This window comes from Streptococcus sp. 3109, assembly GCF_013276905.1.
In the GTDB taxonomy this organism is placed as follows: Bacteria; Bacillota; Bacilli; order Lactobacillales; family Streptococcaceae; genus Streptococcus.
On the sequence record NZ_VMLY01000006.1, the window covers coordinates 58,875 to 82,783 of the forward strand.

Sequence of the window (23,909 nt, forward strand, 5' to 3'; positions counted from 1 at the left end):
AAAACAAGATGAAAAAAACACTCAGCATTTTACTGGTAACAGTAGCTACCCTAACCATGGCAGCTTGTGGCAATACTACTACAGAAAAAGCTACCACTCAATCTAGCTCAGAAACAAGTCAAAAGGCGAGCACAGAGACGACTTATCCGTTAACGGTTAAGACCTATGACGCGAAAGGGAATGAAGTCGAACAAGTTTTTGACAAGACACCTGAAAAAGTTATTACAAATAATCTTTCAACCACTGAAATTTTATTGGAGTTGGGGTTGAAGGATAAAATTGTTGGCATGCTCAATCCAGACAATGCTGTGACGGACAAATACAAGGACGCGATTGCGACTATTCCTCAAATTGGGGATAAAAAAACAGTCTCACAAGAGACAGTCCTTTCTTATGAGCCAGACGCTGTGATGGGTCGAAACATGATGTTTTCTGAAAAATCCTTGGGGACAGTTAGCACTTGGAATGAAAACAAAATCCCAGTTTATACTCAAAAAGCTTCTCTCTCAACAATTCAGCAAGATTTGGGGAATATCGTAGAAGATGTCAAAAATCTTGGAATGATTTTTAATGTTCAGGACAAGGCCAATGAATACGCGGCCCAATTACAAACTAAAATTGACGCTGTTAAGAAAGCAAATCCAGCAAGTCAAGGTGAAAAGAAAAAGGCTTTGATTATGGTTGCTTATAATGATGAAACCTTCGGTGCCTACAAGTCTGCTTTGCAAGAAAGTTTGCTGAACCAACTTGGTTATACAAACGTTGCTACGGGGACATCAGGCTTGACCTTGGAAAATCTCGTGTCAATGGGTCCTGAATTGATTATCTATGTGACCAGCGATCGCAATAAAAAATTGGATGAAAAAGCAGTAGAGTTGATGAAGGCAAATGCTGTTTTGGAAAGCGTTCCTGCTATTAAGAATCAAAAAATCATGACCATATCTTACGATGAATTGATGGACTATGGTCCAGCAGTGATTGATTCCCTTGAGAAAATCAATGACTTCATCAATAAATAATGAGTTTAATTGGGAAGGAATTCAAGTCAAAATCAGCCTTCCTTCTAACTACGACCCCAATCAAACCTATCCGGCTATTTTATTGAATGATGGAAACTTGGACTTCCTATCGTCCTTTTCCGAATCTGTGATTTTAGTGGGCTTGACCTCTAAAAATCGCCTAGATGACTACACGCCCTGGGCGACATCGGCTCTGAGAGATGGAGCTCCAGATTTTGGCGGTCAGGCCAACGTCTATCATGATCATTTGTTTGGAGGTCTTTTAGATAAGTTGCAGTCGCTTTATCGCCTGGATGAAAATCGCCTTGCCTACGGAGGCTACTCACTAGGTGGTTTGGCGGCAGTCTACAGTCTTTTCAGCTTTGACAATGTTTCCTGTGTCTTTTCCATCTGCGGTTCCTTTTGGTATCCTGATTTCGTGACTTACTGTAGGAAAGAAAAGGTGAAAAATTTGGACTGTTTGCTGTATTTACAGAATGGTCAAACAGAAGGAGCACACCATACTAATCGCTTGGCTCAAGCACCAGCCTATGCTGAGCAGATCCATACTAGTCTTGAGAAACGCTATCCGAATGGTCAGTTTGTCTTTGATCCTTATGGACACCATGAACAAGTAGCTGAGCGATTTCTAGTTTTTTCCAGCTGGTTGGCCAAAAAATGGAAAATCGAATAAAAGATTTATCCCTTGGCTTTTGCCAAGGGATTGTTGTATTTATTTAACCAAGGTTTTCTCTCTTTTTATCTGGATTCCATACGAAGCTTGCGATAAAGCTAAAGATGATAGTTAGGATAGCGAGGATAACCGCAAGGATAAGGGCAGGGATGCGGATAAGCCACCAGAGTGGGTTTGGTTTTTTATCATTGTGCCATTGTTTCGTTTCTTGGTCCAAACGTTGGAATTCTGTTTGAATGCGATTGGCGACTGTTTCAATGCCTTCATCATTCATTTTCTTGATATCTGAGATATCGATTGGATTTCCGAAGTTCATATCAACACGCTCACGGCTAACCAAGCCCTTCAAAGTCATGGGACCTGTGTAGGTAACCGGCATGATACGGACCTTGGCCATTTTGGCAATCAAGGCTACGCCACCCTTAACATCATTTGAGTGACGGCTCCCACTTGGAAACATGATAAGAGAGCGATCACTTTTTTTGAGGACATTGATAGGGTATTTGATGGCAGAAGCGCTAGGATTTTCACGGTCGATAGGAAAAGCGCCACACATACGAATCCACCAACCAAAGATACGGTTGGTAAAGAGTTCTTTTTTGGCCATAAAGATGAACTGTTTTGGCTTGGTCGCAAAGGCCATGTAAACAGGATCCCACCAGGTGCGGTGAGGTGCAACCAGAATATAATTTTCATCTTGATTAGGAATTTTATCAGTATTATGATAGTGGGCATTGCCATTGATGGACCATAGGAGCAAGACAACCAATCCACGTAAATAAGTATAAAACATGCGATCTCCTTCGATTATTTTCTTGTTATTATTATACCTTATCAAAGGAGGGCTGGCAAACTTTTCCCTTGACTAGGTGCATATTTGGGATGAGATTAGAATTCTGTTAAAAAAAATGATATGATAGAATTTATGGATAAAAATAAGATTATGGGATTAACCCAAAGAGAAGTCAAGGAAAGACAGGCTAAGGGCTTGGTCAATGATTTTACTGCATCGGCCAGTACTAGCACTTGGCAAATCGTTAAACGAAATGTCTTTACCCTTTTTAACGCTTTGAACTTTGCCATTGCTTTGGCCCTTGCCTTTGTGCAGGCTTGGAGCAATTTGGTCTTTTTTGCTGTTATCTGCTTTAACGCTTTTTCTGGGATTGTGACCGAGCTGCGGGCTAAACACATGGTGGACAAGCTCAATCTCATGACCAAGGAAAAGGTCAAAACCATTCGTGATGGCCAAGAAGTGGCTCTGAATCCTGAAGAATTGGTGTTAGGAGATGTCATTCGTTTGTCTGCAGGAGAGCAGATTCCCAGTGATGCCTTGGTTTTGGAAGGTTTTGCGGAAGTCAATGAAGCCATGCTAACGGGAGAGAGTGATTTGGTGCAAAAGGAAGTTGACGCCTTGCTTTTGTCTGGAAGTTTCCTAGCCAGTGGGTCAGTTTTAGCTCAAGTTCACCATGTCGGTGCAGACAACTATGCTGCCAAACTCATGCTGGAAGCCAAGACCGTTAAACCAATCAACTCTCGTATCATGAAATCGCTGGACAGGTTAGCTGGTTTTACTGGGAAGATTATCATTCCCTTTGGTCTGGCTCTCTTGCTAGAAGCCTTGCTTTTAAAAGGCCTGCCTCTCAAGTCATCCGTTGTAAATTCGTCGACAGCCCTACTGGGAATGTTGCCCAAGGGAATCGCCCTTTTGACCATTACTTCGCTCTTGACTGCAGTGATCAAGCTAGGTTTGAAAAAGGTCTTGGTGCAGGAGATGTACTCTGTTGAGACCTTGGCGCGCGTGGACATGCTCTGTCTGGACAAGACGGGTACCATCACCCAAGGAAAGATGCAGGTGGAAGCCGTTCTTCCTTTGACCGAACAGTATGGAGAGTCAGCGCTTGCTAGCATCCTGACAAGCTACATAGCCCATAGTGAGGATAAAAATCCAACTGCCCAAGCTATTCGCCAGCGTTTCCAAGGTCTAGTAGCCTATCCTATGATTTCCAATCTCCCCTTCTCTAGCGACCGCAAGTGGGGAGCAATGGAATTGGAAGGTTTGGGAACAGTTTTCTTAGGGGCGCCTGAGATGTTGCTGGATTCTGAGGTCCCAGAAGCCAGAGAGGCCTTGGAGAGAGGTTCACGTGTCTTGGTCTTAGCCCTCAGTCAGGAAAAACTAGACCATCACAAACCACAGAAACCATCTGATATTCAGGCTCAAGCCTTGCTGGAAATCTTGGATCCCATTCGAGAAGGAGCAGCAGAGACGCTGGACTATCTCCGTTCTCAGGAAGTGGGCCTCAAGATTATCTCTGGTGATAATCCGGTCACTGTGTCCAGTATTGCCCAGAAGGCTGGCTTTGCAGACTATCACAGTTATGTAGATTGCTCAAAAATCACGGATGAGGAATTGGTTGATATGGCTGAGGAAACAGCCATTTTCGGTCGTGTTTCCCCTCATCAAAAGAAACTCATCATCCAAACGTTGAAAAAAGCAGGCCATACAACAGCTATGACTGGGGATGGAGTTAATGATATCCTGGCCCTTCGTGAGGCGGATTGTTCTATCGTGATGGCTGAGGGAGATCCGGCGACTCGTCAGATTGCTAATCTAGTTCTCTTGAACTCTGACTTTAATGATGTTCCTGAGATTCTCTTTGAAGGCCGTCGTGTAGTCAATAACATTGCCCATATCGCCCCTATTTTCTTGATAAAGACCATCTATTCTTTCTTGCTCGCAGTCATCTGTATTGCCAGTGCTCTTCTGGGGCGGTCTGAATGGATCTTGATTTTCCCCTTCATTCCGATCCAGATTACTATGATTGACCAGTTTGTGGAAGGTTTCCCGCCATTCGTTCTGACTTTTGAGAGAAATATCAAACCTGTTGAGCCAAATTTCCTTAGAAGATCCATGCTTCGTGCCCTACCAAGTGCTCTCATGGTTGTGTTCAGCGTTCTGTTTGTGAAAATATTTGGAAGTAGCCAAGGTTGGTCTGAGTTAGAAATCTCAACTCTACTCTATTATCTCTTGGGGTCAATTGGTTTCTTATCCGTATTTAGAGCCTGCATGCCATTTACCCTATGGCGTGTCCTCTTGATTGTTTGGTCAGTAGGAGGCTTCCTAGCAACAGCTCTCTTCCCAAGAATTCAAAAATTGCTTGAAATTTCAACCTTAACAGGACAAACTTTACCTGTTTATGGTGTCATGATGTTGGTCTTTACCGTGATATTTATCTTAACCAGTCGTTACCAAGCGAAAAAATAAAGAAAGGCTGCAATCTGTGGATTGCGGTCTTTTTAGGTGGAGGAGTGCTAGCTGAAATGTGGTATAATAAGAGGTAATAGAGTTTGGAAAGTGAGAGAGAATGATTTCAAAGAGATTAGAATTAGTGGCTTCCTTTGTGCCACAGGGAGCCATTTTATTAGATGTGGGAAGTGACCATGCTTATCTGCCTATCGACTTGGTCGAGAGAGGCCAAATTAAAAGTGCTATTGCAGGTGAGGTGGTGGAAGGTCCCTACCAGTCCGCAGTCAAAAACGTTGAAGCTCATGGTCTAAAGGAGAAAATCCAAGTCCGTTTAGCCAATGGGCTGGCAGCTTTTGAAGAGGCAGACCAAGTGTCTGTCATTACCATTGCTGGTATGGGTGGTCGTTTGATTGCTAGGATTTTAGAAGAAGGCTTGGACAAGTTAGCTAATGTAGAACGATTGATCCTCCAGCCCAATAATCGTGAAGACGACTTGCGCATCTGGCTACAAGAGAATGGGTTTCAGATTGTAGCTGAAAGCATCTTAGAAGAAGCTGGCAAGTTTTACGAGATTTTGGTGGTGGAAGCAGGACAAATGAAGCTATCAGCCATTGATGTTCACTTTGGCCCTTTCTTGTGCAAAGAGGTCAGTCCAGTCTTTGTCCAAAAATGGCAAAAAGAAGCTGCTAAGCTAGAGTTTGCCCTTGGACAAATCCCAGAAAAAAATCTGGAGGAACGTCAAGTTCTAGTCGATAAAATTCAAGCCATCAAGGAGGTGCTCCATGTTAGCAAGTGAAGTGATCCAAGCTTATGAAGCCTTTTGCCCCCAGGAATTTTCTATGGAGGGAGACAGTCGTGGCCTGCAAATTGGAACTTTGGACAAGGATATCCAAAGGGTCATGGTTGCTCTGGATATTCGTGAAGAAACGGTGGCTGAAGCCATTGAAAAGGGTGTGGACTTGATTATTGTCAAGCACGCGCCGATTTTCCGTCCCATCAAGGATTTGGTAGCCAGCCGTCCACAAAATCAGATTTACATTGATCTCATCAAGCATGACGTTGCAGTTTATGTAAGTCATACCAATATTGACATCGTTGAAAATGGTCTCAATGACTGGTTCTGTCAGATGTTAGGTATCGAGGAAACGACTTATCTGCAGGAAACAGGCCCTGAACGTGGGATTGGACGTATTGGAAATATTCAGCCTCAGACATTTGAGGAATTGGCCCAGAATGTCAAGCAAGTCTTTGGTTTAGATAGCCTTCGATTGGTGCATTATCAAGAGAGCGATTTGCAGAAGCCTATTTCAAGAGTTGCCATCTGTGGTGGTAGCGGGCAGTCTTTCTATAAGGATGCTTTAGCTAAAGGAGCGGATGTCTATATCACTGGTGATATTTACTACCACACTGCCCAGGATATGCTGTCTGATGGCTTGTTGGCACTGGATCCAGGACACTATATCGAAGTGCTGTTTGTGGAAAAAATCGCAGAGCTTCTTAATCAATGGAAAGGAGAAAATGGCTGGACTATTGATATTGTACCTAGTCAAGCATCGACCAATCCTTTCCACCATATCTAGTTAGAAAGTGAAAACAATGAAAAAAGTTGCTATTATCGGAGCAGGAATTGTGGGAGCAACAGCTGCCTACTACCTCTCGAAAGAAAGTGACCTAGAGGTGACCGTTTTTGACCATGGACAGGGTCAGGCAACCAAGGCTGCAGCAGGAATTATCAGTCCTTGGTTTTCCAAACGCCGCAATAAAGCTTGGTACAAGATGGCGCGCTTGGGGGCTGATTTTTATGTGGATTTATTAGCTGATTTAGACAAGTCAGGGCAAGAAATCAACTTTTACCAACGTTCGGGAGTCTTTCTCCTGAAAAGAGATGAATCCAAGTTGGAAGAACTCTATCAACTAGCCCTCCAGCGTAGAGAAGAATCTCCCTTGATAGGGCAATTAGCCATTCTAGACCAAGTATCAGCTAATGAATTATTCCCTGGCTTACAGGGATTTGACCGCTTGCTCTATGCTTCTGGTGGAGCGAGAGTAGATGGTCAACTCTTAGTGACTCGTTTGCTGGAAGCCAGTCATGTCAAGCTGGTCAAAGAAAAAGTGACTCTGACACCTTTAGCATCAGGTTACCAGATTGGTGAAGAGGTGTTTGACCAGGTTGTTTTGGCAACGGGAGCTTGGTTGGGTCACATATTAGAACCCTTGGGTTATGCTGTAGATGTTCGTCCTCAGAAAGGACAACTCCGAGATTATCAGCTTGCCCAAGACATGGCAGCTTACCCTGTTGTTATGCCAGAAGGGGAGTGGGATTTGATTCCTTTTGCAGGTGGGAAATCATCCCTAGGCGCTACCCATGAAAATGACATGGGATTTGATTTGACGGTAGATGAAACCTTACTCCAACAAATGGAGGAGGCAGCCTTGCCTCACTATCCAATCTTGGCAGTAGCGACTTCAAGAGCTGAGCGTGTGGGAATCCGTGCCTATACCAGTGATTTCTCACCTTTCTTTGGGCAAGTACCTGGCTTAGCAGGTGTCTATGCTGCTAGTGGACTAGGTTCATCAGGCCTCACAACTGGTCCTATCATTGGTTACCACCTAGCCCAACTGGTCCAAAGCAGGGAAATGACCTTAGACCCAGCAAACTACCCAATTGAAAACTATGTCAAACGAGTAAAAAGCAAATAAGAATTTTACTGAAATTTTAGCCTCCCCTCTAGGATGGCAAATGACATTCCCTATCAAAAATGGTAAAATAAGAAAAAATGATCCGAGAATCGAGGAAAAAAGATGCAAGAAAAGATTTTGGTAACGGGTGGAGCAGGTTTTATCGGAACCCACACAGTTATTGAGTTAATCCAAGCAGGTCATCAGGTTGTTGTGGTGGATAACCTTGTGAATAGTAACAGAAAAAGTTTAGAAGTTGTTGAAAGAATCACAGGAGTTGAAATTCCGTTTTATGGGGCAGATATTCGTGATACTGATACTCTCAGAGATATTTTCAAACAAGAAGAACCAACAGGGGTCATTCACTTTGCTGGTTTGAAGGCTGTTGGCGAATCAACCCGTATCCCTCTTGCCTACTATGACAACAATATCGCTGGAACTGTTAGTCTTTTGAAGGTCATGGAAGAAAACAACTGTAAAAACATTATTTTCAGTTCTTCTGCGACAGTTTACGGAGATCCGCATACAGTGCCAATCTTGGAAGATTTCCCACTTTCAGTGACCAACCCATATGGCCGCACCAAGCTTATGCTAGAGGAAATTTTGACGGATATTTACAAAGCAGACTCAGAATGGAATGTGGTCTTGCTTCGTTACTTTAACCCAATCGGAGCCCATGAGAGTGGAGATTTGGGAGAAAATCCAAACGGTATTCCAAACAATCTCTTGCCATATGTGACTCAAGTAGCCGTTGGTAAACTAGAGCAAGTGCAAGTGTTTGGAGATGATTACGATACGGAAGATGGAACAGGTGTTCGTGACTATATCCATGTTGTCGATTTGGCTAAAGGTCACGTTGCAGCTCTGAAAAAAATTCAAAAAGGTTCAGGTCTAAATGTTTATAACCTTGGAACTGGTAAAGGCTATTCTGTTCTTGAAATTATCCAAAACATGGAAAAAGCAGTGGGGCGCCCAATTCCTTACCGCATTGTAGAACGTCGCCCAGGGGATATCGCAGCCTGCTATTCAGATCCTGCAAAAGCCAAAGCAGAACTCGGCTGGGAAGCAGAACTCGGCATCACCCAAATGTGTGAAGACGCATGGCGTTGGCAAAGCAAGCATCCAAATGGATTTGAAGACTAAGATGGTGATGTCAATCATTGTCCCCTGTTTAAACGAAGAGGAAGTACTTCCTCTTTTTTATCAGGCTTTGGAAGCTTTACTTCCAGATTTGGAAACAGAAATCGAGTATGTTTTTGTCGATGATGGATCAAGTGATGGGACCTTGAGACTCTTAAAGGCCTATCGAGAACAAAATCCGGCAGTTCATTATATTTCTTTCTCGCGAAATTTTGGCAAAGAAGCTGCTCTATATGCAGGCTTGCAATATGCGACAGGAGATCTGGTGGTGGTGATGGATGCAGATCTCCAAGATCCTCCTAGTATGTTGCTTGAGATGAAAAACTTACTAGACCAGAATGCAGATTTAGACTGTGTAGGAACACGCAGAACCAGTCGGGAGGGAGAACCCTTCTTTCGCAGTTTCTGTGCTGATCTCTTTTACGGCTTCATGAAAAAAATCAGTCCAGTAGCCCTGCCGTCAGGTGTTCGTGATTTTCGCATGATGAGAAGGTCTGTGGTCGATGCCATTTTAAGCTTGACTGAGTCCAATCGTTTTTCGAAGGGACTTTTTGCCTGGGTCGGCTTTAAAACCCACTATCTGGACTATCCAAATGTCGAAAGGAAGGCTGGCAAGACCAGTTGGAGTTTTAGGCAACTCTTTTTCTACTCCATTGAAGGGATTGTTAATTTTTCAGATTTTCCCTTGACTATAGCCTTTGTAGCTGGTCTCCTATCTTGTTTTATTTCTCTACTGATGACCTTTTTTGTTGTGGTTCGGACCCTCATTTTGGGCAATCCGACATCAGGTTGGACCTCTCTGATGGCTGTCATTCTCTTTCTTGGAGGCATTCAACTCTTGACCATTGGGATTCTCGGCAAGTACATTAGTAAAATTTATTTGGAGACTAAAAAAAGACCACTTTATCTGATCAAAGAAAAAAGTGACCTTCCTGATTTTACAGAAAAAAATAAAGTGAAAAGACTATAATTTTACATGGAAATGTGCTAAACTAGAGGAAGTGGATTATCGCTATTGATTTAGGCTTCCTGATTGCTAATCAGGGCGCGAGTTGGGCAATTTTTAACAGCCTCTAAGACATCCTGGCTAGGAGAAATTTCTTTTTCTAGTTGGTCAGGGTCATCGTAAAAACGCACGATTCCATTATCGTGGTAATCAAATAAATCAGAATAAGTTTGGCAAAGCCCACAGGCGATGCATCGTTCAGGTATAAGTGTGATTTTCATATTTATATTGTAATAAGAAAAGTAAAAAAAAACAAGGAGCAGGGTATGGAAAAAGAACCGTGGCAAGAAGATATTTATGAAAATCAAGAAGAAACAAGATCAGAACGTCGTAAGAGAACTCAAGGCAGAGATGTAGTGGCCAATCGTGTCTTGACGATCCTAGCCAGTATTTTCTTTGTAATTGTGGTGGTGATGATTATTGTTCTCATCTATCTTTCATCAGGTGGGAGTAATCGCACAGCAGCCTTGAAAGATTTTCACGATTCAGATGCAAATGTAGTACAGATTTCATCATCTAGTAGTTCCCAGCCTGAACAGAGTTCAGAATCTTCTTCTGAACACTCGGAGGAAGCTACAGATCCAGAAGGGACGACAAAAGTCTTAGCAGGAGAAGGGGAAGCAGCTATTGCAGCTCGTGCAGGAATCTCCATTGCTCAGTTAGAGGCCTTGAATCCTGGGCACATGGCTACAGGATCTTGGTTTGCTAATCCAGGTGATGTTATAAAAATAAAATAGGAGCCGATATGAAAACAATTCAAATTGCTATTGACGGTCCTGCTTCAAGTGGTAAGAGTACGGTCGCAAAGATTATTGCTAAGGATTTTGGTTATACTTACCTAGATACAGGTGCCATGTATCGTGCAGCGACCTACATGGCTCTCAAGAACCAGTTAGGAGTAGAAGAAGTCGAAGCCCTTCTAGCCTTGTTGGACCAGCATCCAATCAGCTTTGGACGCTCAGAAACTGGAGATCAGCTTGTCTTTGTAGGCGATGTGGATATTACTCATCCTATCCGTGAAAATGAAGTGACCAATCATGTTTCTGCTATTGCAGCAATTCCTCAAGTGCGTGAGAAACTGGTTTCTCTCCAACAAAAAATCGCCCAGCAAGGCGGGATTGTCATGGATGGCCGCGATATTGGAACTGTTGTATTGCCACAAGCAGAATTAAAAATTTTCCTAGTAGCTTCGGTAGATGAAAGAGCAGAGCGTCGTTACAAGGAAAATATTGCCAAGGGAATTGAAACAAACCTTGAAATACTAAAAGAGGAAATTGCTGCGCGTGACTACAAGGATAGTCATCGTGAGACTTCGCCTCTCAAACAAGCAGAGGATGCAGTTTACCTTGATACAACTGGATTGAACATTCAAGAAGTAGTTGAAAAAATCAAAGCAGAAGCTGAAAAAAGAATGTAAATGTAGAAAAGCCGATAGATGGATATCGGTTTTTTCTAAATTTGTCAAAATGCTGATTTTAGGGTATAATAGTTGCTGTTCGAGAAATTTTGATTTTCAAAGAATAGTGAATGATGATAAGGAGAAACCATGAACAACTTACCAAATTGTCCAAAATGTAACTCAGAGTATGTCTACGAAGACGGTGCCCTACTGGTTTGCCCAGAGTGTGCTTATGAGTGGAATCCTGCTGAAGTTGCAGATGTAGAAGAGGGCCTTGTCGCTATCGATGCCAACGGAAATAAATTGGCTGACGGTGATACAGTAACTCTCATCAAGGACTTGAAAGTAAAAGGTGCGCCAAAAGATTTGAAACAAGGGACGCGCGTGAAAAATATCCGCATCGTAGAAGGCGACCACAATATCGACTGTAAGATTGATGGTTTTGGTGCCATGAAACTCAAATCAGAGTTTGTGAAGAAGATTTAAGTATGTCAAAACACTATAAATTTGTATTTTATAGCCGTATCTTCTTGTTTCTAGCGGCTTTTACGGGAGTTTATCTTGAAATTACCAAGCATGGTGGTTTTGGGATGCTTCTCTATTACACGGTTCTGTCCAACCTCTTGGTAACTATTTTTACCCTTTATCTCCTAAAGGTTATGAGCCGTGTAGGTGAAAACTGGCAAAGACCAAGTCTCTTGCGTTTAAAAGGTGGGGTCACCATGAGTATCATGATTACCTGTGTGATTTACCATTTCCTCTTAGCGCCCATTGCGACTAATTTCTATACTCTGGAAAATTTCCTTTGCCACTATATCGTTCCCCTCTGGTTTTTCGCAGATACCCTCTTTTTTGACAAACAGGGTCAATACAAGATTTGGGATCCAATTGTGTGGACGATTTTACCCTTGCTGTATATGATGTTTGCTCTTTTTAATGGCTTGGTTCTAAAACTCAATATTCCAAATGCCAAGGATAATCCTTTCCCTTACTTCTTTTTGAATGTGAACAAGGGATGGGATGTCGTATTCAAGTGGTGTCTGATTATCTTTGTTGCCTATATGGTAGCAGGATTTATCTTCTACTTTATTAAGCAAATCAAGAGAAAGTCATCCTAAGACACAAGGGATTCATTTTCGAGTTTAAGAAGGAGTCTGTACACTAAAGAGGCTTCTTCTTTTCTTGCTTGTTTGATAACTATCAAAAAATTAGAAGATTAAGAGAAATATAGAAAGAGATTTCATGAAACAATTTTTAGAACGGGCCAGTATTTTGGCTCTCTCCCTCGTTTTGATTACGTCCTTTTCCATCTCGAGTGCCCTGCCAGCCATGTTTGACTATTATCAAGGTTATCCTAAGGAACAAATTGAGCTTTTGGCGAGCTTGCCCTCTTTTGGGATTATGATGATGTTACTACTAAATGGTTTTTTAGAAAAAATCTTTCCTGAGCGCTTACAAATTAGTTTGGGATTGCTGATTTTATCACTGAGTGGAACAGCACCCTTTTGGTATCAAGCCTATCCTTTTGTATTTGGAACACGGATTCTTTTTGGTTTGGGAGTTGGGATGATCAATGCCAAGGCTATTTCTATCATCAGTGAGCGTTATCAAGGGAAAACGCGAATTCAGATGTTAGGGCTACGTGGTTCTGCAGAGGTTGTTGGAGCTTCTCTCATTACCTTGGCAGTCGGCCAGTTGTTGGCCTTTGGTTGGACAGCTACCTTCCTAGCTTATAGTGCTGGATTTTTGGTGCTGACCCTTTATCTGCTCTTTGTCCCTTATAGAAAAGAAAAGAAAGAAGTCAAGAAAAAAGCGAAGGAAGCAAGTCGCTTAACTCGAGAAATGAAAGGCTTGATTTTTACCCTAGCTATTGAAGCAGCGGTTGTAGTTTGTACCAATACGGCTATTACTATTCGTATTCCAAGTTTGATGGTGGAAAGAGGACTTGGAGATGCCCAGTTATCTAGTTTTGTTCTTAGTGTCATGCAGTTGATCGGGATTGTGGCTGGTGTGAGTTTTTCTTTCTTGATTTCTATCTTTAAAGAGAAACTGCTCCTCTGGTCTGGTATTACCTTCGGTTTAGGGCAAATTGTGATTGCTCTGGCTCCATCCTTGTGGGTGGTAGTAGCAGGAAGCATTCTGGCTGGTTTTGCCTACAGTGTAGCCTTGACGACAGTTTTTCAACTTGTCTCTGAACGAATTCCAGCTAAACTCCTCAATCAAGCCACTTCATTTGCAGTTTTAGGCTGTAGTTTTGGAGCCTTTACGACCCCATTTGTTCTAGGTGCAATTGGCTTACTAACTCACAATGGCATGCTAGTCTTTACCATCTTAGGAGGTTGGTTGATTGTAACATCTATCTTTGTCATGTACTTACTTCAAAAGAGAGCTTAGGATTGGTTTCCTAAGTTTTTCTTTTTGTGAATTTTGTACCCAGACACTATTTGATTTAGGAACTTGTTTACAGATTATTTTCTTGATAAAATAGAAGTTATGACGAGATATAAAGCAACTATTTCCTATGATGGTTACGCCTTTGCTGGTTTTCAGCGCCAGCCTCATGCGCGTAGCGTTCAGGAAGAAATTGAAAAAACCTTGACCAGGTTAAATAAGGGGCAAGCTATCACTGTTCACGGTGCTGGTAGGACAGATAGTGGGGTTCATGCTTTAGGACAGGTTATTCATTTTGACCTGCCTTATCAAATGGATGAGGAGAAGCTCCGTTTTGCTCTAGACACTCAGTCCCCTGAAGATATTGATGTGATCTCGATTGAGCTTGTAGCGGATGATTTTCATTGCCGTTATGCCAAACATAGCAAAACCTATGAGTTTATCGTGGATAGGGGGCGTCCCAAAAATCCGATGCGCCGTCACTATGCCACTCACTTTCCCTACCAACTCGATGTGGAACAAATGCAGATTGCAATCAAAAAGCTAGAGGGAACCCACGATTTCACAGGCTTTACAGCCTCTGGGACTAGTGTAGAAGATAAGGTTCGCACTATTACAGAAGCTAGCCTTAGGGTGGATGAGACAGGCCAGTTTTTGACCTTTACCTTTTCAGGAAATGGTTTCTTGTATAAGCAGATTCGCAATATGGTGGGGACGCTACTCAAAATTGGCAATAACCGCATGCCAGTAGAGCAGATTGACCTCATCTTGGAGAAAAAGGACAGGCAACTTGCAGGTCCCACTGCAGCACCAAATGGTTTATATTTAAAGGAGATTCGTTATGAAGAATAATCGTATTTTAGCACTTTCTGGAAATGATATTTTTAGTGGTGGTGGTTTGTCCGCGGATTTGGCTACCTATACCTTGAACGGCTTGCATGGCTTTGTAGCAGTGACTTGTTTGACAGCCTTGACAGAAAAAGGATTTGAAGTCTTTCCAACTGACGATACCATTTTTCAACATGAATTAGATAGCTTGCGTGATGTGGAGTTTGGGGGAATTAAGATTGGTCTTCTTCCAACTGTCAGTGTGGCTGAGAAGGCATTGGACTTTATCAAACAACGCCCAGGAGTGCCTGTGGTTCTGGATCCTGTCTTGGTCTGCAAGGAAACGCACGACGTAGCTGTAAGTGAGCTCTGTCAAGAATTGATTCGCTTTTTCCCTCATGTCAGTGTGATTACGCCTAATCTTCCTGAAGCAGAATTACTAGCAGATCAAGAGATTAGAACCCTTGAAGATATGAAAACTGCAGCACAGAAATTGCATGACTTAGGAGCGTCAGCAGTCATTATCAAGGGAGGCAATCGCCTTAGTCAGGACAAGGCTGTAGATGTCTTTTATGATGGACAAACCTTTACAGTCCTAGAAAATCCCGTCATCCAAGGGCAAAATGCTGGTGCAGGTTGTACCTTTGCCTCCAGCATTGCCAGTCATCTAGTCAAAGGTGATGAACTTTTACCAGCAGTAGAAAGCTCTAAGGCTTTCGTTTATCGTGCTATTGCACAAGCAGATCAGTATGGAGTAAGACAATATGAAGCAAACCAAAACAACTAAAATCGCCCTTGTATCACTATTAACCGCCCTCTCTGTGGTTCTAGGTTATTTCTTAAAAATTCCAACACCGACAGGCATTCTAACTCTTTTAGATGCGGGTGTCTTCTTTACGGCCTTCTACTTTGGTAGTCGCGAAGGGGCTGTAGTCGGAGGACTAGCAGGTTTCTTGATTGACCTCTTATCAGGCTACCCTCAGTGGATGTTCTTTAGCTTGCTCAACCATGGCTTGCAGGGATTTTTCGCAGGACTTAAAGGAAAAACTCAGTGGTTAGGCCTTATCTTAGCAACGATTGCCATGGTAGGGGGTTACGCCTTGGGTTCTACATTGATGAATGGCTGGACAGCAGCCCTACCAGAGATCTTACCAAATTTCATGCAAAATATGGTAGGGATGATTGTAGGATTTATCCTTAGTCAAAGTATTAAGAAGATTAAGTAAAGAGGATGTGGAGAAAGTCCTAAAAATCAGAAAAAACGCATAGTATCAGGTATTGAAAACCTTGATAGTATGCGTTTTATTGTGGGAAGATTTTATACTCTTCGAAAATCTCTTCAAACCACGTCAGCGTCGCCTTACCGTATATATGGTTACTGACNNCCTCAAAGCAGTGCTTTGAGCAACCTGCGGCTAGCTTCCTAGTTTGCTCTTTGATTTTCATTGAGTATTAGATGAATATTAATCAAAATAAAGTAAGTCTTTGCTGGTACTTGTAAAGAGGTCGAAGCCATTCTTGGTAACAACACCGCAGTCTTCGATACGGACACCGACTTTACCAGGGATATAGATTCCTGGTTCAACAGAGAAGCACATGCCTTCTTCGATGACCATGTCGTTTCCTTCCATGATAGATGGGAATTCGTGAACATCCATACCGATACCATGACCGAGACGGTGGTTGAAGTACTCGCCATAACCAGCTTTTTCGATGACCTCACGGGCAGCGCGGTCCACTTCATGGGCAGTCACACCTGGCTTGATAAAGTCAAGGGCAGCTTGTTGGGCTTCAAGAGTCAAGTTGTAAATGTCTTTCTTGAATTGGTCAGGTTTACCGACAGCGACTGTACGAGTCATGTCTGATGCGTAACCGTTGACTAGAACACCAAGGTCAAAGAGGAGAAGGGCGTTATTCTCAACTTTGTTAGCTGCCGGAATGCCGTGCGGATTTGCAGCATTATCACCAGTCAAGACCATGGTATCAAAGCTCATTTCATAGCCTTCACGTTTCATGGCAAAGTCAATTTGAGCGATGATATCTGTCTCTGTCTTATCAAGAGAAATATTATCAAAACCAACCTTAACAGCCTTGTCCGCATAGAGACCTGCAACCATCATTTTTTGCACTTCGTCAGCTGATTTGATGAGGCGCATGCGTTGGATACGAGGAGTGAGGTTTTCAAACTCAGCAGTTTCAAAGACTATTTTCAAGCCATGGTATTTGGTCAAGATGAGATTGTCAAACTCAACAGCGACACGTTTGAAATCAAGCTGTGGAAGAGCATGTTTCATTTTTTGCCATGGATTTTCAGAGTCTACATAGCCCACAACTGGGAAAGAGACAGTGCTGCTTGCACGCTCAACCTCAAGGGCTGGGACAAAGAGGAGGGGATCCTGATCTGCTAGGACAAAAAGGAACATTTGGCGTTCATGGGGATCACTGTAAAAGCCAGTGAGGTAATTGATTGTGACGGGGTCAGATACGACAGCGACGTCTAGTTTTTCTGATTCAAGATATGTTACGATTTGTTGTAATTTAGACATATGCTACCTTCTTTCTACCCCTCTATTTTGGCAAAAAAAGAGAGAAAATGCAAGGGAGAAGGGTAAAAGAAAAGACAAAAAGAACTCCGACAAGATGTGGAGTTCTTTGATATGGTTTTCCTTGTTTTAAGAAAAGTCAGCCTTGCTTTTGACGTCACTGTATTCTTCAGCGATTTCTTGACTGAGAATATCTTCATAGGCAGGAAGTTGGATATCCTGACCATATTTCTTTTTGAGGGCGGTAGTGACTAGGCGATAAGCCAGATTGGCATTGCGAGAGAGGATAGGCCCGTGGAAGTAGGAACCAAAGACATTCTTGTAATGAACCCCTTCGCCGACTTTTTCTTCATTGTTTCCATTTCCATAGACTACCTGTCCCAGTGGTTTTTGGTCATCTGAGAGGAAGGTACGGCCCTGATGGTTTTCAAAACCATAGTAGGTTTCATCGAAATCTTCATTGTGAATCTTGATGTCACCGATAAAACGGTTATTGGTCTGGTTGAGGGTGTAGTGGTCCATGACACCTAGCCCTTCGATACGTCTCCCTGAAGCTTCAATATAATATTGACCCAATAGTTGGAAACCACCGCAGATAGCCAGAACCACACCGTCGTTTTGGATGTAGTTGTCAATGCTTTCTTTTTTAGCAGGTAGGTCGTCTGCAATGATACTCTGTTCAAAGTCTTGACCACCACCGAAAAAGGCAATGTCGTAGTGATTTTTATCAAAGTCATCATGGAGAGAAACGATGTCAACCGTCACATGGGCTCCCAGCTTTTCAGCCACATACTTGAGCATGAGGATGTTTCCATTGTCCCCGTAGGTATTCATGAGGTTTCCGTAGAGGTGGGCAATGTTGAGCTGATAGGGGTAATTGCCAGCTTTTGAGGAAAGTGAAGTATAAACCATTAGTTCATTTCCTTTCTAACAATCTGACGACTAGCCAGCAGTTCGCGGAATTCCAGCATAGCAGTATAGGTAGCTAGGATATAGGCATGCTTGCAGTCTTGGTTCTCAATGATCTTAAGAACTTGTTCCAGACTACTTGTTTCAGTAATTTTATCAGCTGGATAGCCAGTTACTCGTAGACGACGTGCGATTTCAGAATGGCGAACACCGCCAGCGTTGATTTCTGGAATGTCCATGTCAGTGATTTGTTCAAAATCAGCATCCCAGATCCAGCTGGTATCAATACCGTCTGCGTAGTTGGCATTGAGGAGGACAGATAGGCTAAATGGATAAGGAGCTAGTTTAATCATTTCGATAGCTTGGGTCGCACCGACTGGATTTTTAATCAAGACGAGGGTGCATTCCTTATCACCGATATGGAAGGTTTCTTGGCGTCCAAAGACCGCACGGCTCTTGTCAAAACCTTGCTTGATAAGTTGGGAATCTGCACCGAGAAAACGGGCGATAGCAACTGCAGCTAGGGCGTTGTAGATATTGTAGAGCCCGCCGATTTGGATGCCGTATTCTTGTCCGTCAATGACAAAGCGAGAGCGATTGTTGGTCAATTCAACCAGTTCTGTCAAGCGATAGTCCAGATCAGGACGTTTACATCCACAGCCTTCACAGATATAGGCACCCAAGTTTGCATAGGTATTATGCTCATATTTGAGGATTCCTTGGCAGTCAGGGCAGAGGATTCCTTCTGTATTATAGTGAGCCAGCTGGGCTGGACCTTTCTCCAAGTCAAAACCAAAATACTGTACAGGATTTGGAATAGCTGGCTTGTAGAAAAGTGGGCTGTCTCCATTAAGGAGAACAGTGGCAGTAGGCACCTTACGAATAGCATCCAAAATCATCTTGTAAGTTGTGTAAATCTCACCATAGCGGTCCATCTGGTCACGGAAGATATTGGTGATGACGAAGAGACTTGGCTGGATATAGTCACAGATACGAGATAGACTGGCCTCGTCGATTTCTAGGACGGCAATATTTTTCCCAGTTTTAGATGATTTGGCAGTCAAGAAGGTCGTTGCGATTCCTGTAATCATGTTAGCACCGCTTGGGTTGGTCAGAACTTGACCATAAACCTCTTTTAAAATACCGACAGTGAGGGCAGTTGTCAGGGTTTTTCCGTTAGTTCCAGTGACCACGACAATCTCGTAGTTCTTAGCTAGGTTTTGTAAAATATCTTTATCAAATTGAAGGGCGACTTTTCCTGGGAGCGTACTTCCACGGCCAAGACGGCTTAAAATGAAGTGGGAGGAACGCCCAGCAAGAAGGCCCAAAGTAGTTTTTAAGTTCATGTTTCTATTATATCATAAAAGAGGGAAAAGACAGATTTGAGATTCCGCAGAAGTAAAAACAGCCCAAAGAGGGCTGTCAGTTAAGATGAGATTTCAACTTAAATCGCAAACAAGTCATTCAAGTTCTCAGCCAAGGTTGGGTGAGTGAAGATTTGTTTTGTGAAGTAAGTGTAAGGAATCTTGTTGTCCATAGCAACAGTAATGATGTTGATGATTTCTTGAGATCCTTCTGAGAAGATGCTTGCTCCAAGAATTTCTTTTGTTTCAGTATTCACAACAGCTTTGAAAGCTCCGCGAAGGTCTCCGTTCACGTGACCACGAGGCATGGCTGCAACAGGAATTTCCTTAACGGCGTATGGAAGTTTCAAATCAGCTGCTTGGCTTTCAGTCAAACCAACTTGTGAAAGTGCAGGTGTGATAAACATGGTGTTTGGTACATTGAGACGGTCTTCAAGTGTGTAGCTACCATCTCCAGCAAGGTAGCTGTAAACAACACGGAAGTCATCAAGTGAAATGTAAGTAAATTGAAGGCCACCGTTGACATCTCCAACTGCAAAGACACCAGGAACGTTTGTTTGACAATGTTTGTCTACTTTAATAGCGCCACGTTCAGTTAGTTCAATATCTGTATTTTCAAGTTGAAGTGGTTCTACATTTGGTTTGCGTCCAGTTGCGTAGAGAAGGGCGTCGAAACGGTAAGTTTCGTTTTCAGTCACGACAAGGACTTGGTCACCATCGTTTTTGATTTCAGTAGTATGGATATTTTGAAGCAATTCAATGCCATCTTCTTCCATGTATTGTTTAGCAAGAGCTGCGATGGAAGGTTCTGCACGAGGAAGGAAAGTATCCAAGGCATCTAGAACTGTGACCTTGCTTCCAAGTTTGTTGTAAAGGCCGGCAAATTCAAGACCGATATTTCCACCACCAAGGACTCCAAGGTTTTCAGGCAATTTGTCCAAGTTTTGGATACCTGTTGAGTCAAAGACGTTTTTGCTTGTAGCAAGTCCAGGGATTGGCAAGACGTTTGAAACAGCACCAGTATTGATGACGATTGTTTCAGCAGTCAGTTCTTTCTTTTCATCACCAGCTTGAATTTCAATGACTTTATTTGAAAGGAAGTGAGCTTCCGCATCAAAGATATCTACGCCTGTACCTGCAACAGTAGCATAGTTTTTACCATTGAGGCGACCAGTGATCGTGTTTTTGGTAGCAATGACTTCTTCAAAAGACAAGTCTTTCTCAGCAGCAACTAGCAAAGTTTTAGTTGGGATACATCCGATGTTGATACAAGTTCCACCGTACATAGCTTTGCTACGTTCAATGAGGGCAACTTTTTTGCCAGCTGAAGCCAATTTACCAGCTAGTGTTTTACCAGCTTTACCAAATCCGATAACGATTAAATCATAAGTTAACATTTAGAGTTCCTCCTATTCGCATTTCATTCTAGCACAAGAAAAAAACTTTTGCACAATTCTGCTACGAAAAAGACAGAAAAAGATAAAAACGCTTTCCAGACAAAAAACTAGTAATTTTTTGACAAGCTTGATAAACTAAAATCCTATCTATTTTTATATAAGATAGAATAAATGTCCGAAAATAGGAGGTTTTATGAAATCGAATCGTTATATTATTGCCTTTGCTGGGGTCATTTTACACTTAATGCTGGGTTCTACTTATGCTTGGAGTGTTTATCGCAACCCTATTATTGAAAAAACGGGATGGGATCAGGCTTCTGTTGCCTTTGCCTTTAGTCTAGCAATCTTTTGTTTGGGCTTATCTGCTGCATTTATGGGACGTTTGGTAGAAAAATTTGGTCCGAGAGTCATGGGGAGTCTATCTGCTTTTCTATACGCAGGTGGAAATATCTTAACAGGATTTGCGATAGACCGTCAGGAACTGTGGTTGTTGTATCTCGCTTATGGCATTTTAGGTGGGCTTGGTTTGGGAGCAGGCTATATTACCCCTGTGTCAACGATTATAAAATGGTTTCCTGATAAACGTGGTCTCGCAACAGGTTTAGCGATTATGGGGTTTGGTTTTGCTTCTTTATTGACTAGTCCCATAGCGCAACATCTCATCGCAGGGGTAGGGCTTGTAGAAACTTTTTATATTTTAGGTGCAAGTTACTTTATTATCATGCTCCTAGCTTCACAATTCATTAAGCGTCCAAATGAGCAAGAGCTTGCAATTTTATCTGCTTCAGGGAAAGAAAAAACAGCCTCTTTGACGCAAGGAATGGCTGCAAATCAGGCTCTAAAAAGCAATCGGTTTTATATACTTTGGATTATTTTCTTTATCAACATAGCTTGTGGTTTAGGCTTAATTTCAGCGGCATCGCCAATGGCACAGGAGATGGCTGGCTTGTCTACAAGTCATGCAGCAGTAATGGTGGGCGTTTTAGGGATTTTCAATGGATTTGGTCGCTTGCTCTGGGCGAGCTTATCTGACTATATCGGTCGCCCCCTAACCTTTAGTATATTACTGCTTGTCAATCTTTTCTTTTCTCTCTCACTTTGGCTCTTTACAGATTCCGTTTTATTTGTAGTCGCTATGTCTATTTTGATGACTTGCTATGGAGCTGGTTTTTCTTTGATTCCAGCTTATCTCAGTGATATTTTTGGAACCAAGGAATTGGCTGCTCTGCATGGATATATTTTAACAGCTTGGGCCATGGCTGGTTTAGCAGGACCTATTTTATTAGCAGAAACTTATAAAATGGCTCATTCTTACACACAAACCTTGTTCGTTTTTATCATTTTATATAGTATCGCCTTGGCTTTGTCTTATTATCTAGGTCGTTCCATCAAAAAGGAAAGCCAAAAACCGCTTACATGATTTTCTGTAGAAATGGGGCTATCTTTTGCTCTGGTCTTGTGTTATACTAGATGGGTTGCAAAGAAAACAGTACTTTTCTTTTGTGGAAAAGAAGCAACACGATTTTGTATCCAGTATATGAAAATACGTCATAAAAAGAAAAGTATAAACTAAGTCCTATAGGGTGGCTTCGCACCACCTTTAGAAAGAAGAACAACGTGAAATTTAATGAATTAAACTTGTCTGCTGATTTGCTAGCAGAGATTGAAAAAGCTGGTTTTGTAGAAGCCAGTCCTATCCAAGAACAAACCATTCCTTTGGCTCTAGAAGGCAAGGACGTTATCGGTCAAGCTCAGACTGGTACAGGAAAAACCGCAGCCTTTGGCTTGCCAACCCTTGAAAAAATCCGTACAGAAGAAGCGACCATCCAAGCCTTGGTTATCGCTCCAACTCGTGAACTCGCTGTCCAAAGTCAAGAAGAACTCTTCCGCTTTGGTCGTAGTAAGGGAGTCAAAGTCCGCTCAGTATATGGTGGATCAAGCATTGAAAAACAAATTAAGGCTCTTAAATCTGGTGCCCATATCGTGGTGGGAACTCCAGGTCGCCTCTTGGACTTGATTAAACGCAAGGCCTTGAAATTACAAGATATTGAAACGCTTATCCTTGACGAAGCCGATGAAATGCTCAACATGGGCTTTCTTGAAGACATCGAAGCCATTATCTCGCGTGTCCCTGAAAATAGACAAACCTTGCTCTTCTCAGCAACTATGCCAGATGCCATCAAACGTATCGGTGTTCAGTTTATGAAAGAACCTGAGCATGTCAAGATTGCTGCTAAGGAATTGACCACAGAATTGGTTGATCAATACTACATCCGAGTTAAAGAACAAGAAAAATTTGATACCATGACTCGTCTCATGGATGTGGAACAACCAGAACTTGCTATCGTATTTGGTCGTACCAAGCGCCGTGTGGATGAATTGACTCGTGGTCTGAAAATCCGTGGCTTCCGTGCAGAAGGAATTCATGGAGACCTAGACCAAAACAAACGTCTTCGTGTCCTTCGTGACTTCAAAAATGGGAACCTTGATGTTTTAGTTGCGACGGACGTTGCAGCGCGTGGCTTGGATATTTCAGGTGTGACCCATGTCTATAACTACGATATTCCACAAGATCCTGAAAGCTATGTTCACCGTATCGGTCGTACAGGTCGTGCTGGTAAGTCAGGTCAGTCTATTACTTTCGTATCACCAAATGAAATGGGCTACCTCCAAATCATTGAAAACTTGACTAAGAAACGCATGAAAGGTCTCAAACCTGCAAGTGCAGAAGAAGCCTTCCAAGCTAAAAAACAAGTAGCTCTCAAGAAAATCGAACGTGATTTTGCAGATGAAACCATTCGTGCCAACTTTGAGAAATTTGGTAAGGACGCTCGTAAGCTAGCTGCCGAATTTACTCCAGAAGAATTGGCAATGTATATCTTGAGTCTGACAGTCCAAGATCCAGATAGCCTTCCTGAAGTGGAGATTGCGCGTGAAAAACCACTACCGTTTAAACCGTCAGGTAATGGCTTCGGTGGTAAAGCTAAAGGAGGTCGTCGTGGAGATGACCGTCGTGATAATCGCCGTGGAGACAACCGTCGTGGTGGTCGTCGTGATGAGTTCAACAAAGGAAGTCGTGGCAACGATCGTTTTGATAAGGAAAAACGTTACCGTAAGGATAATAAAAAACCACGCAATACTTCAAGCGAAAAGAAAACAGGCTTTGTTATTCGTAACAAGGGCGATAAATAAGAAAAAGCGGTTCAAAATGAATCGCTTTTTTATATAAGGAGACCGAATGTGAAAAGATAATACTCTTCGAAAATCTCTTCAAACCTCGTCAACGTCGCCTTGCCGTAGATATGTTACTGACTTCG

The 23,909-nt window shown here is 42.5% G+C and carries 24 protein-coding genes; 18 read left to right on the forward strand and 6 right to left on the reverse strand.

The annotated features are described in order from the left end of the window. Window positions 1-8: 8 nt before the first annotated feature. Both HT698_RS03680 and HT698_RS03685 read left to right on the forward strand, forming a co-directional pair. The gene (locus HT698_RS03680) at window positions 9-1,019 is read left to right on the forward strand and encodes an ABC transporter substrate-binding protein (protein ID WP_173218547.1); all 1,011 of its coding nucleotides are present in this window, start codon (window positions 9-11) and stop codon (window positions 1,017-1,019) included. After that, window positions 1,000-1,692: an alpha/beta hydrolase-fold protein gene (locus HT698_RS03685; RefSeq protein ID WP_173218549.1), complete on the forward strand. Its 693-nt coding sequence runs from the start codon at window positions 1,000-1,002 to the stop codon at window positions 1,690-1,692. Before HT698_RS03680 ends, HT698_RS03685 begins: the two co-directional genes overlap by 20 nt. 43 nt (window positions 1,693-1,735) lie before the next feature. Here the strand turns inward: HT698_RS03685 and HT698_RS03690 are convergent, their stop codons facing one another. After that, window positions 1,736-2,485, reverse strand: coding sequence for a 1-acyl-sn-glycerol-3-phosphate acyltransferase (locus HT698_RS03690; protein WP_173218551.1), 750 nt, complete (start codon window positions 2,483-2,485; stop codon window positions 1,736-1,738). A 132-nt stretch (window positions 2,486-2,617) separates the two neighbouring features. Between HT698_RS03690 and HT698_RS03695 the strand changes: the two genes are divergently transcribed. The 6 genes from HT698_RS03695 to HT698_RS03720 all read left to right on the forward strand — a co-directional run bounded on the left by HT698_RS03695 (window position 2,618) and on the right by HT698_RS03720 (window position 9,725). Next, entirely contained in the window at window positions 2,618-4,954 is a 2,337-nt protein-coding gene (locus HT698_RS03695) for a cation-translocating P-type ATPase (protein WP_173218553.1), read from the forward strand. Between the two features lie 100 nt (window positions 4,955-5,054). Then, complete coding sequence (locus tag HT698_RS03700) at window positions 5,055-5,732, forward strand: tRNA (adenine(22)-N(1))-methyltransferase TrmK (RefSeq protein ID WP_173218555.1); 678 nt, start codon at window positions 5,055-5,057, stop codon at window positions 5,730-5,732. After that, window positions 5,719-6,516: a Nif3-like dinuclear metal center hexameric protein gene (locus HT698_RS03705; protein ID WP_173218564.1), complete on the forward strand. Its 798-nt coding sequence runs from the start codon at window positions 5,719-5,721 to the stop codon at window positions 6,514-6,516. The genes HT698_RS03700 and HT698_RS03705 overlap by 14 nt, the downstream gene beginning before the upstream one ends. A 16-nt stretch (window positions 6,517-6,532) precedes the next feature. Next, window positions 6,533-7,636, forward strand: coding sequence for an FAD-binding oxidoreductase (locus tag HT698_RS03710; protein ID WP_173218566.1), 1,104 nt, complete (start codon window positions 6,533-6,535; stop codon window positions 7,634-7,636). A gap of 102 nt (window positions 7,637-7,738) precedes the next feature. Continuing rightward, window positions 7,739-8,758 (forward strand): UDP-glucose 4-epimerase GalE, encoded by a 1,020-nt coding sequence (galE, locus tag HT698_RS03715; RefSeq protein WP_173218569.1) that lies wholly within the window; start codon window positions 7,739-7,741, stop codon window positions 8,756-8,758. Window position 8,759: 1 nt separating this feature from the next. Beyond that, on the forward strand, window positions 8,760-9,725 hold the full coding sequence (locus HT698_RS03720) for a glycosyltransferase family 2 protein (RefSeq protein ID WP_173218571.1): 966 nt from the start codon (window positions 8,760-8,762) through the stop codon (window positions 9,723-9,725). A 50-nt stretch (window positions 9,726-9,775) separates the two neighbouring features. Here the strand turns inward: HT698_RS03720 and HT698_RS03725 are convergent, their stop codons facing one another. After that, window positions 9,776-9,982: a ferredoxin gene (locus HT698_RS03725; protein ID WP_173218573.1), complete on the reverse strand. Its 207-nt coding sequence runs from the start codon at window positions 9,980-9,982 to the stop codon at window positions 9,776-9,778. Window positions 9,983-10,027: 45 nt separating this feature from the next. Between HT698_RS03725 and HT698_RS03730 the strand changes: the two genes are divergently transcribed. From HT698_RS03730 to HT698_RS03765, 8 genes are all read left to right on the forward strand, one after another. Continuing rightward, window positions 10,028-10,498, forward strand: a complete 471-nt coding sequence (locus HT698_RS03730; protein ID WP_173218575.1) for an SAG1386/EF1546 family surface-associated protein — start codon at window positions 10,028-10,030, stop codon at window positions 10,496-10,498. An 8-nt stretch (window positions 10,499-10,506) separates the two neighbouring features. After that, window positions 10,507-11,178 (forward strand): (d)CMP kinase, encoded by a 672-nt coding sequence (gene cmk, locus HT698_RS03735; protein WP_173218577.1) that lies wholly within the window; start codon window positions 10,507-10,509, stop codon window positions 11,176-11,178. A 129-nt stretch (window positions 11,179-11,307) separates the two neighbouring features. Beyond that, a complete protein-coding gene (locus tag HT698_RS03740; protein ID WP_001061596.1) occupies window positions 11,308-11,646 on the forward strand; it encodes a zinc ribbon domain-containing protein YjdM in 339 nt (112 codons plus the stop codon). Window positions 11,647-11,648: 2 nt separating this feature from the next. Further along, window positions 11,649-12,278 (forward strand): Pr6Pr family membrane protein, encoded by a 630-nt coding sequence (locus tag HT698_RS03745; protein WP_173218579.1) that lies wholly within the window; start codon window positions 11,649-11,651, stop codon window positions 12,276-12,278. A gap of 124 nt (window positions 12,279-12,402) precedes the next feature. After that, window positions 12,403-13,554 carry an MFS transporter gene (locus HT698_RS03750; protein ID WP_173218581.1) on the forward strand — a complete coding sequence of 384 codons (1,152 nt, stop codon included), beginning with the start codon at window positions 12,403-12,405 and terminating at the stop codon, window positions 13,552-13,554. A 99-nt stretch (window positions 13,555-13,653) separates the two neighbouring features. After that, window positions 13,654-14,403: a tRNA pseudouridine(38-40) synthase TruA gene (gene truA / locus HT698_RS03755; RefSeq protein WP_173218583.1), complete on the forward strand. Its 750-nt coding sequence runs from the start codon at window positions 13,654-13,656 to the stop codon at window positions 14,401-14,403. After that, on the forward strand, window positions 14,393-15,166 hold the full coding sequence (locus HT698_RS03760; RefSeq protein ID WP_173218585.1) for a bifunctional hydroxymethylpyrimidine kinase/phosphomethylpyrimidine kinase: 774 nt from the start codon (window positions 14,393-14,395) through the stop codon (window positions 15,164-15,166). Before truA ends, HT698_RS03760 begins: the two co-directional genes overlap by 11 nt. Next, complete coding sequence (locus HT698_RS03765; protein ID WP_050390887.1) at window positions 15,144-15,605, forward strand: ECF transporter S component; 462 nt, start codon at window positions 15,144-15,146, stop codon at window positions 15,603-15,605. Before HT698_RS03760 ends, HT698_RS03765 begins: the two co-directional genes overlap by 23 nt. Before the next feature lie 237 nt (window positions 15,606-15,842). On the opposite strand, the gene HT698_RS03770 is transcribed toward HT698_RS03765, so the two are convergent. The 4 genes from HT698_RS03770 to HT698_RS03785 all read right to left on the reverse strand — a co-directional run bounded on the left by HT698_RS03770 (window position 15,843) and on the right by HT698_RS03785 (window position 20,592). After that, complete coding sequence (locus HT698_RS03770) at window positions 15,843-16,925, reverse strand: Xaa-Pro peptidase family protein (protein ID WP_173218587.1); 1,083 nt, start codon at window positions 16,923-16,925, stop codon at window positions 15,843-15,845. Between the two features lie 126 nt (window positions 16,926-17,051). Further along, window positions 17,052-17,834 carry a lipid II isoglutaminyl synthase subunit GatD gene (gene gatD, locus HT698_RS03775; RefSeq protein WP_173218589.1) on the reverse strand — a complete coding sequence of 261 codons (783 nt, stop codon included), beginning with the start codon at window positions 17,832-17,834 and terminating at the stop codon, window positions 17,052-17,054. Further along, the gene (murT, locus tag HT698_RS03780; RefSeq protein ID WP_173218591.1) at window positions 17,834-19,177 is read right to left on the reverse strand and encodes a lipid II isoglutaminyl synthase subunit MurT; all 1,344 of its coding nucleotides are present in this window, start codon (window positions 19,175-19,177) and stop codon (window positions 17,834-17,836) included. The genes gatD and murT overlap by 1 nt, the downstream gene beginning before the upstream one ends. Before the next feature lie 98 nt (window positions 19,178-19,275). After that, entirely contained in the window at window positions 19,276-20,592 is a 1,317-nt protein-coding gene (locus HT698_RS03785; RefSeq protein WP_061817748.1) for an FAD-containing oxidoreductase, read from the reverse strand. Between the two features lie 193 nt (window positions 20,593-20,785). Here HT698_RS03785 and HT698_RS03790 point away from each other — a divergent pair, with 193 nt between their 5' ends. Then, window positions 20,786-22,012 carry an OFA family MFS transporter gene (locus HT698_RS03790; RefSeq protein ID WP_173218594.1) on the forward strand — a complete coding sequence of 409 codons (1,227 nt, stop codon included), beginning with the start codon at window positions 20,786-20,788 and terminating at the stop codon, window positions 22,010-22,012. Between the two features lie 197 nt (window positions 22,013-22,209). Further along, complete coding sequence (locus HT698_RS03795; RefSeq protein ID WP_173218596.1) at window positions 22,210-23,784, forward strand: DEAD/DEAH box helicase; 1,575 nt, start codon at window positions 22,210-22,212, stop codon at window positions 23,782-23,784. The last annotated feature ends 125 nt before the right edge of the window (window positions 23,785-23,909 follow it).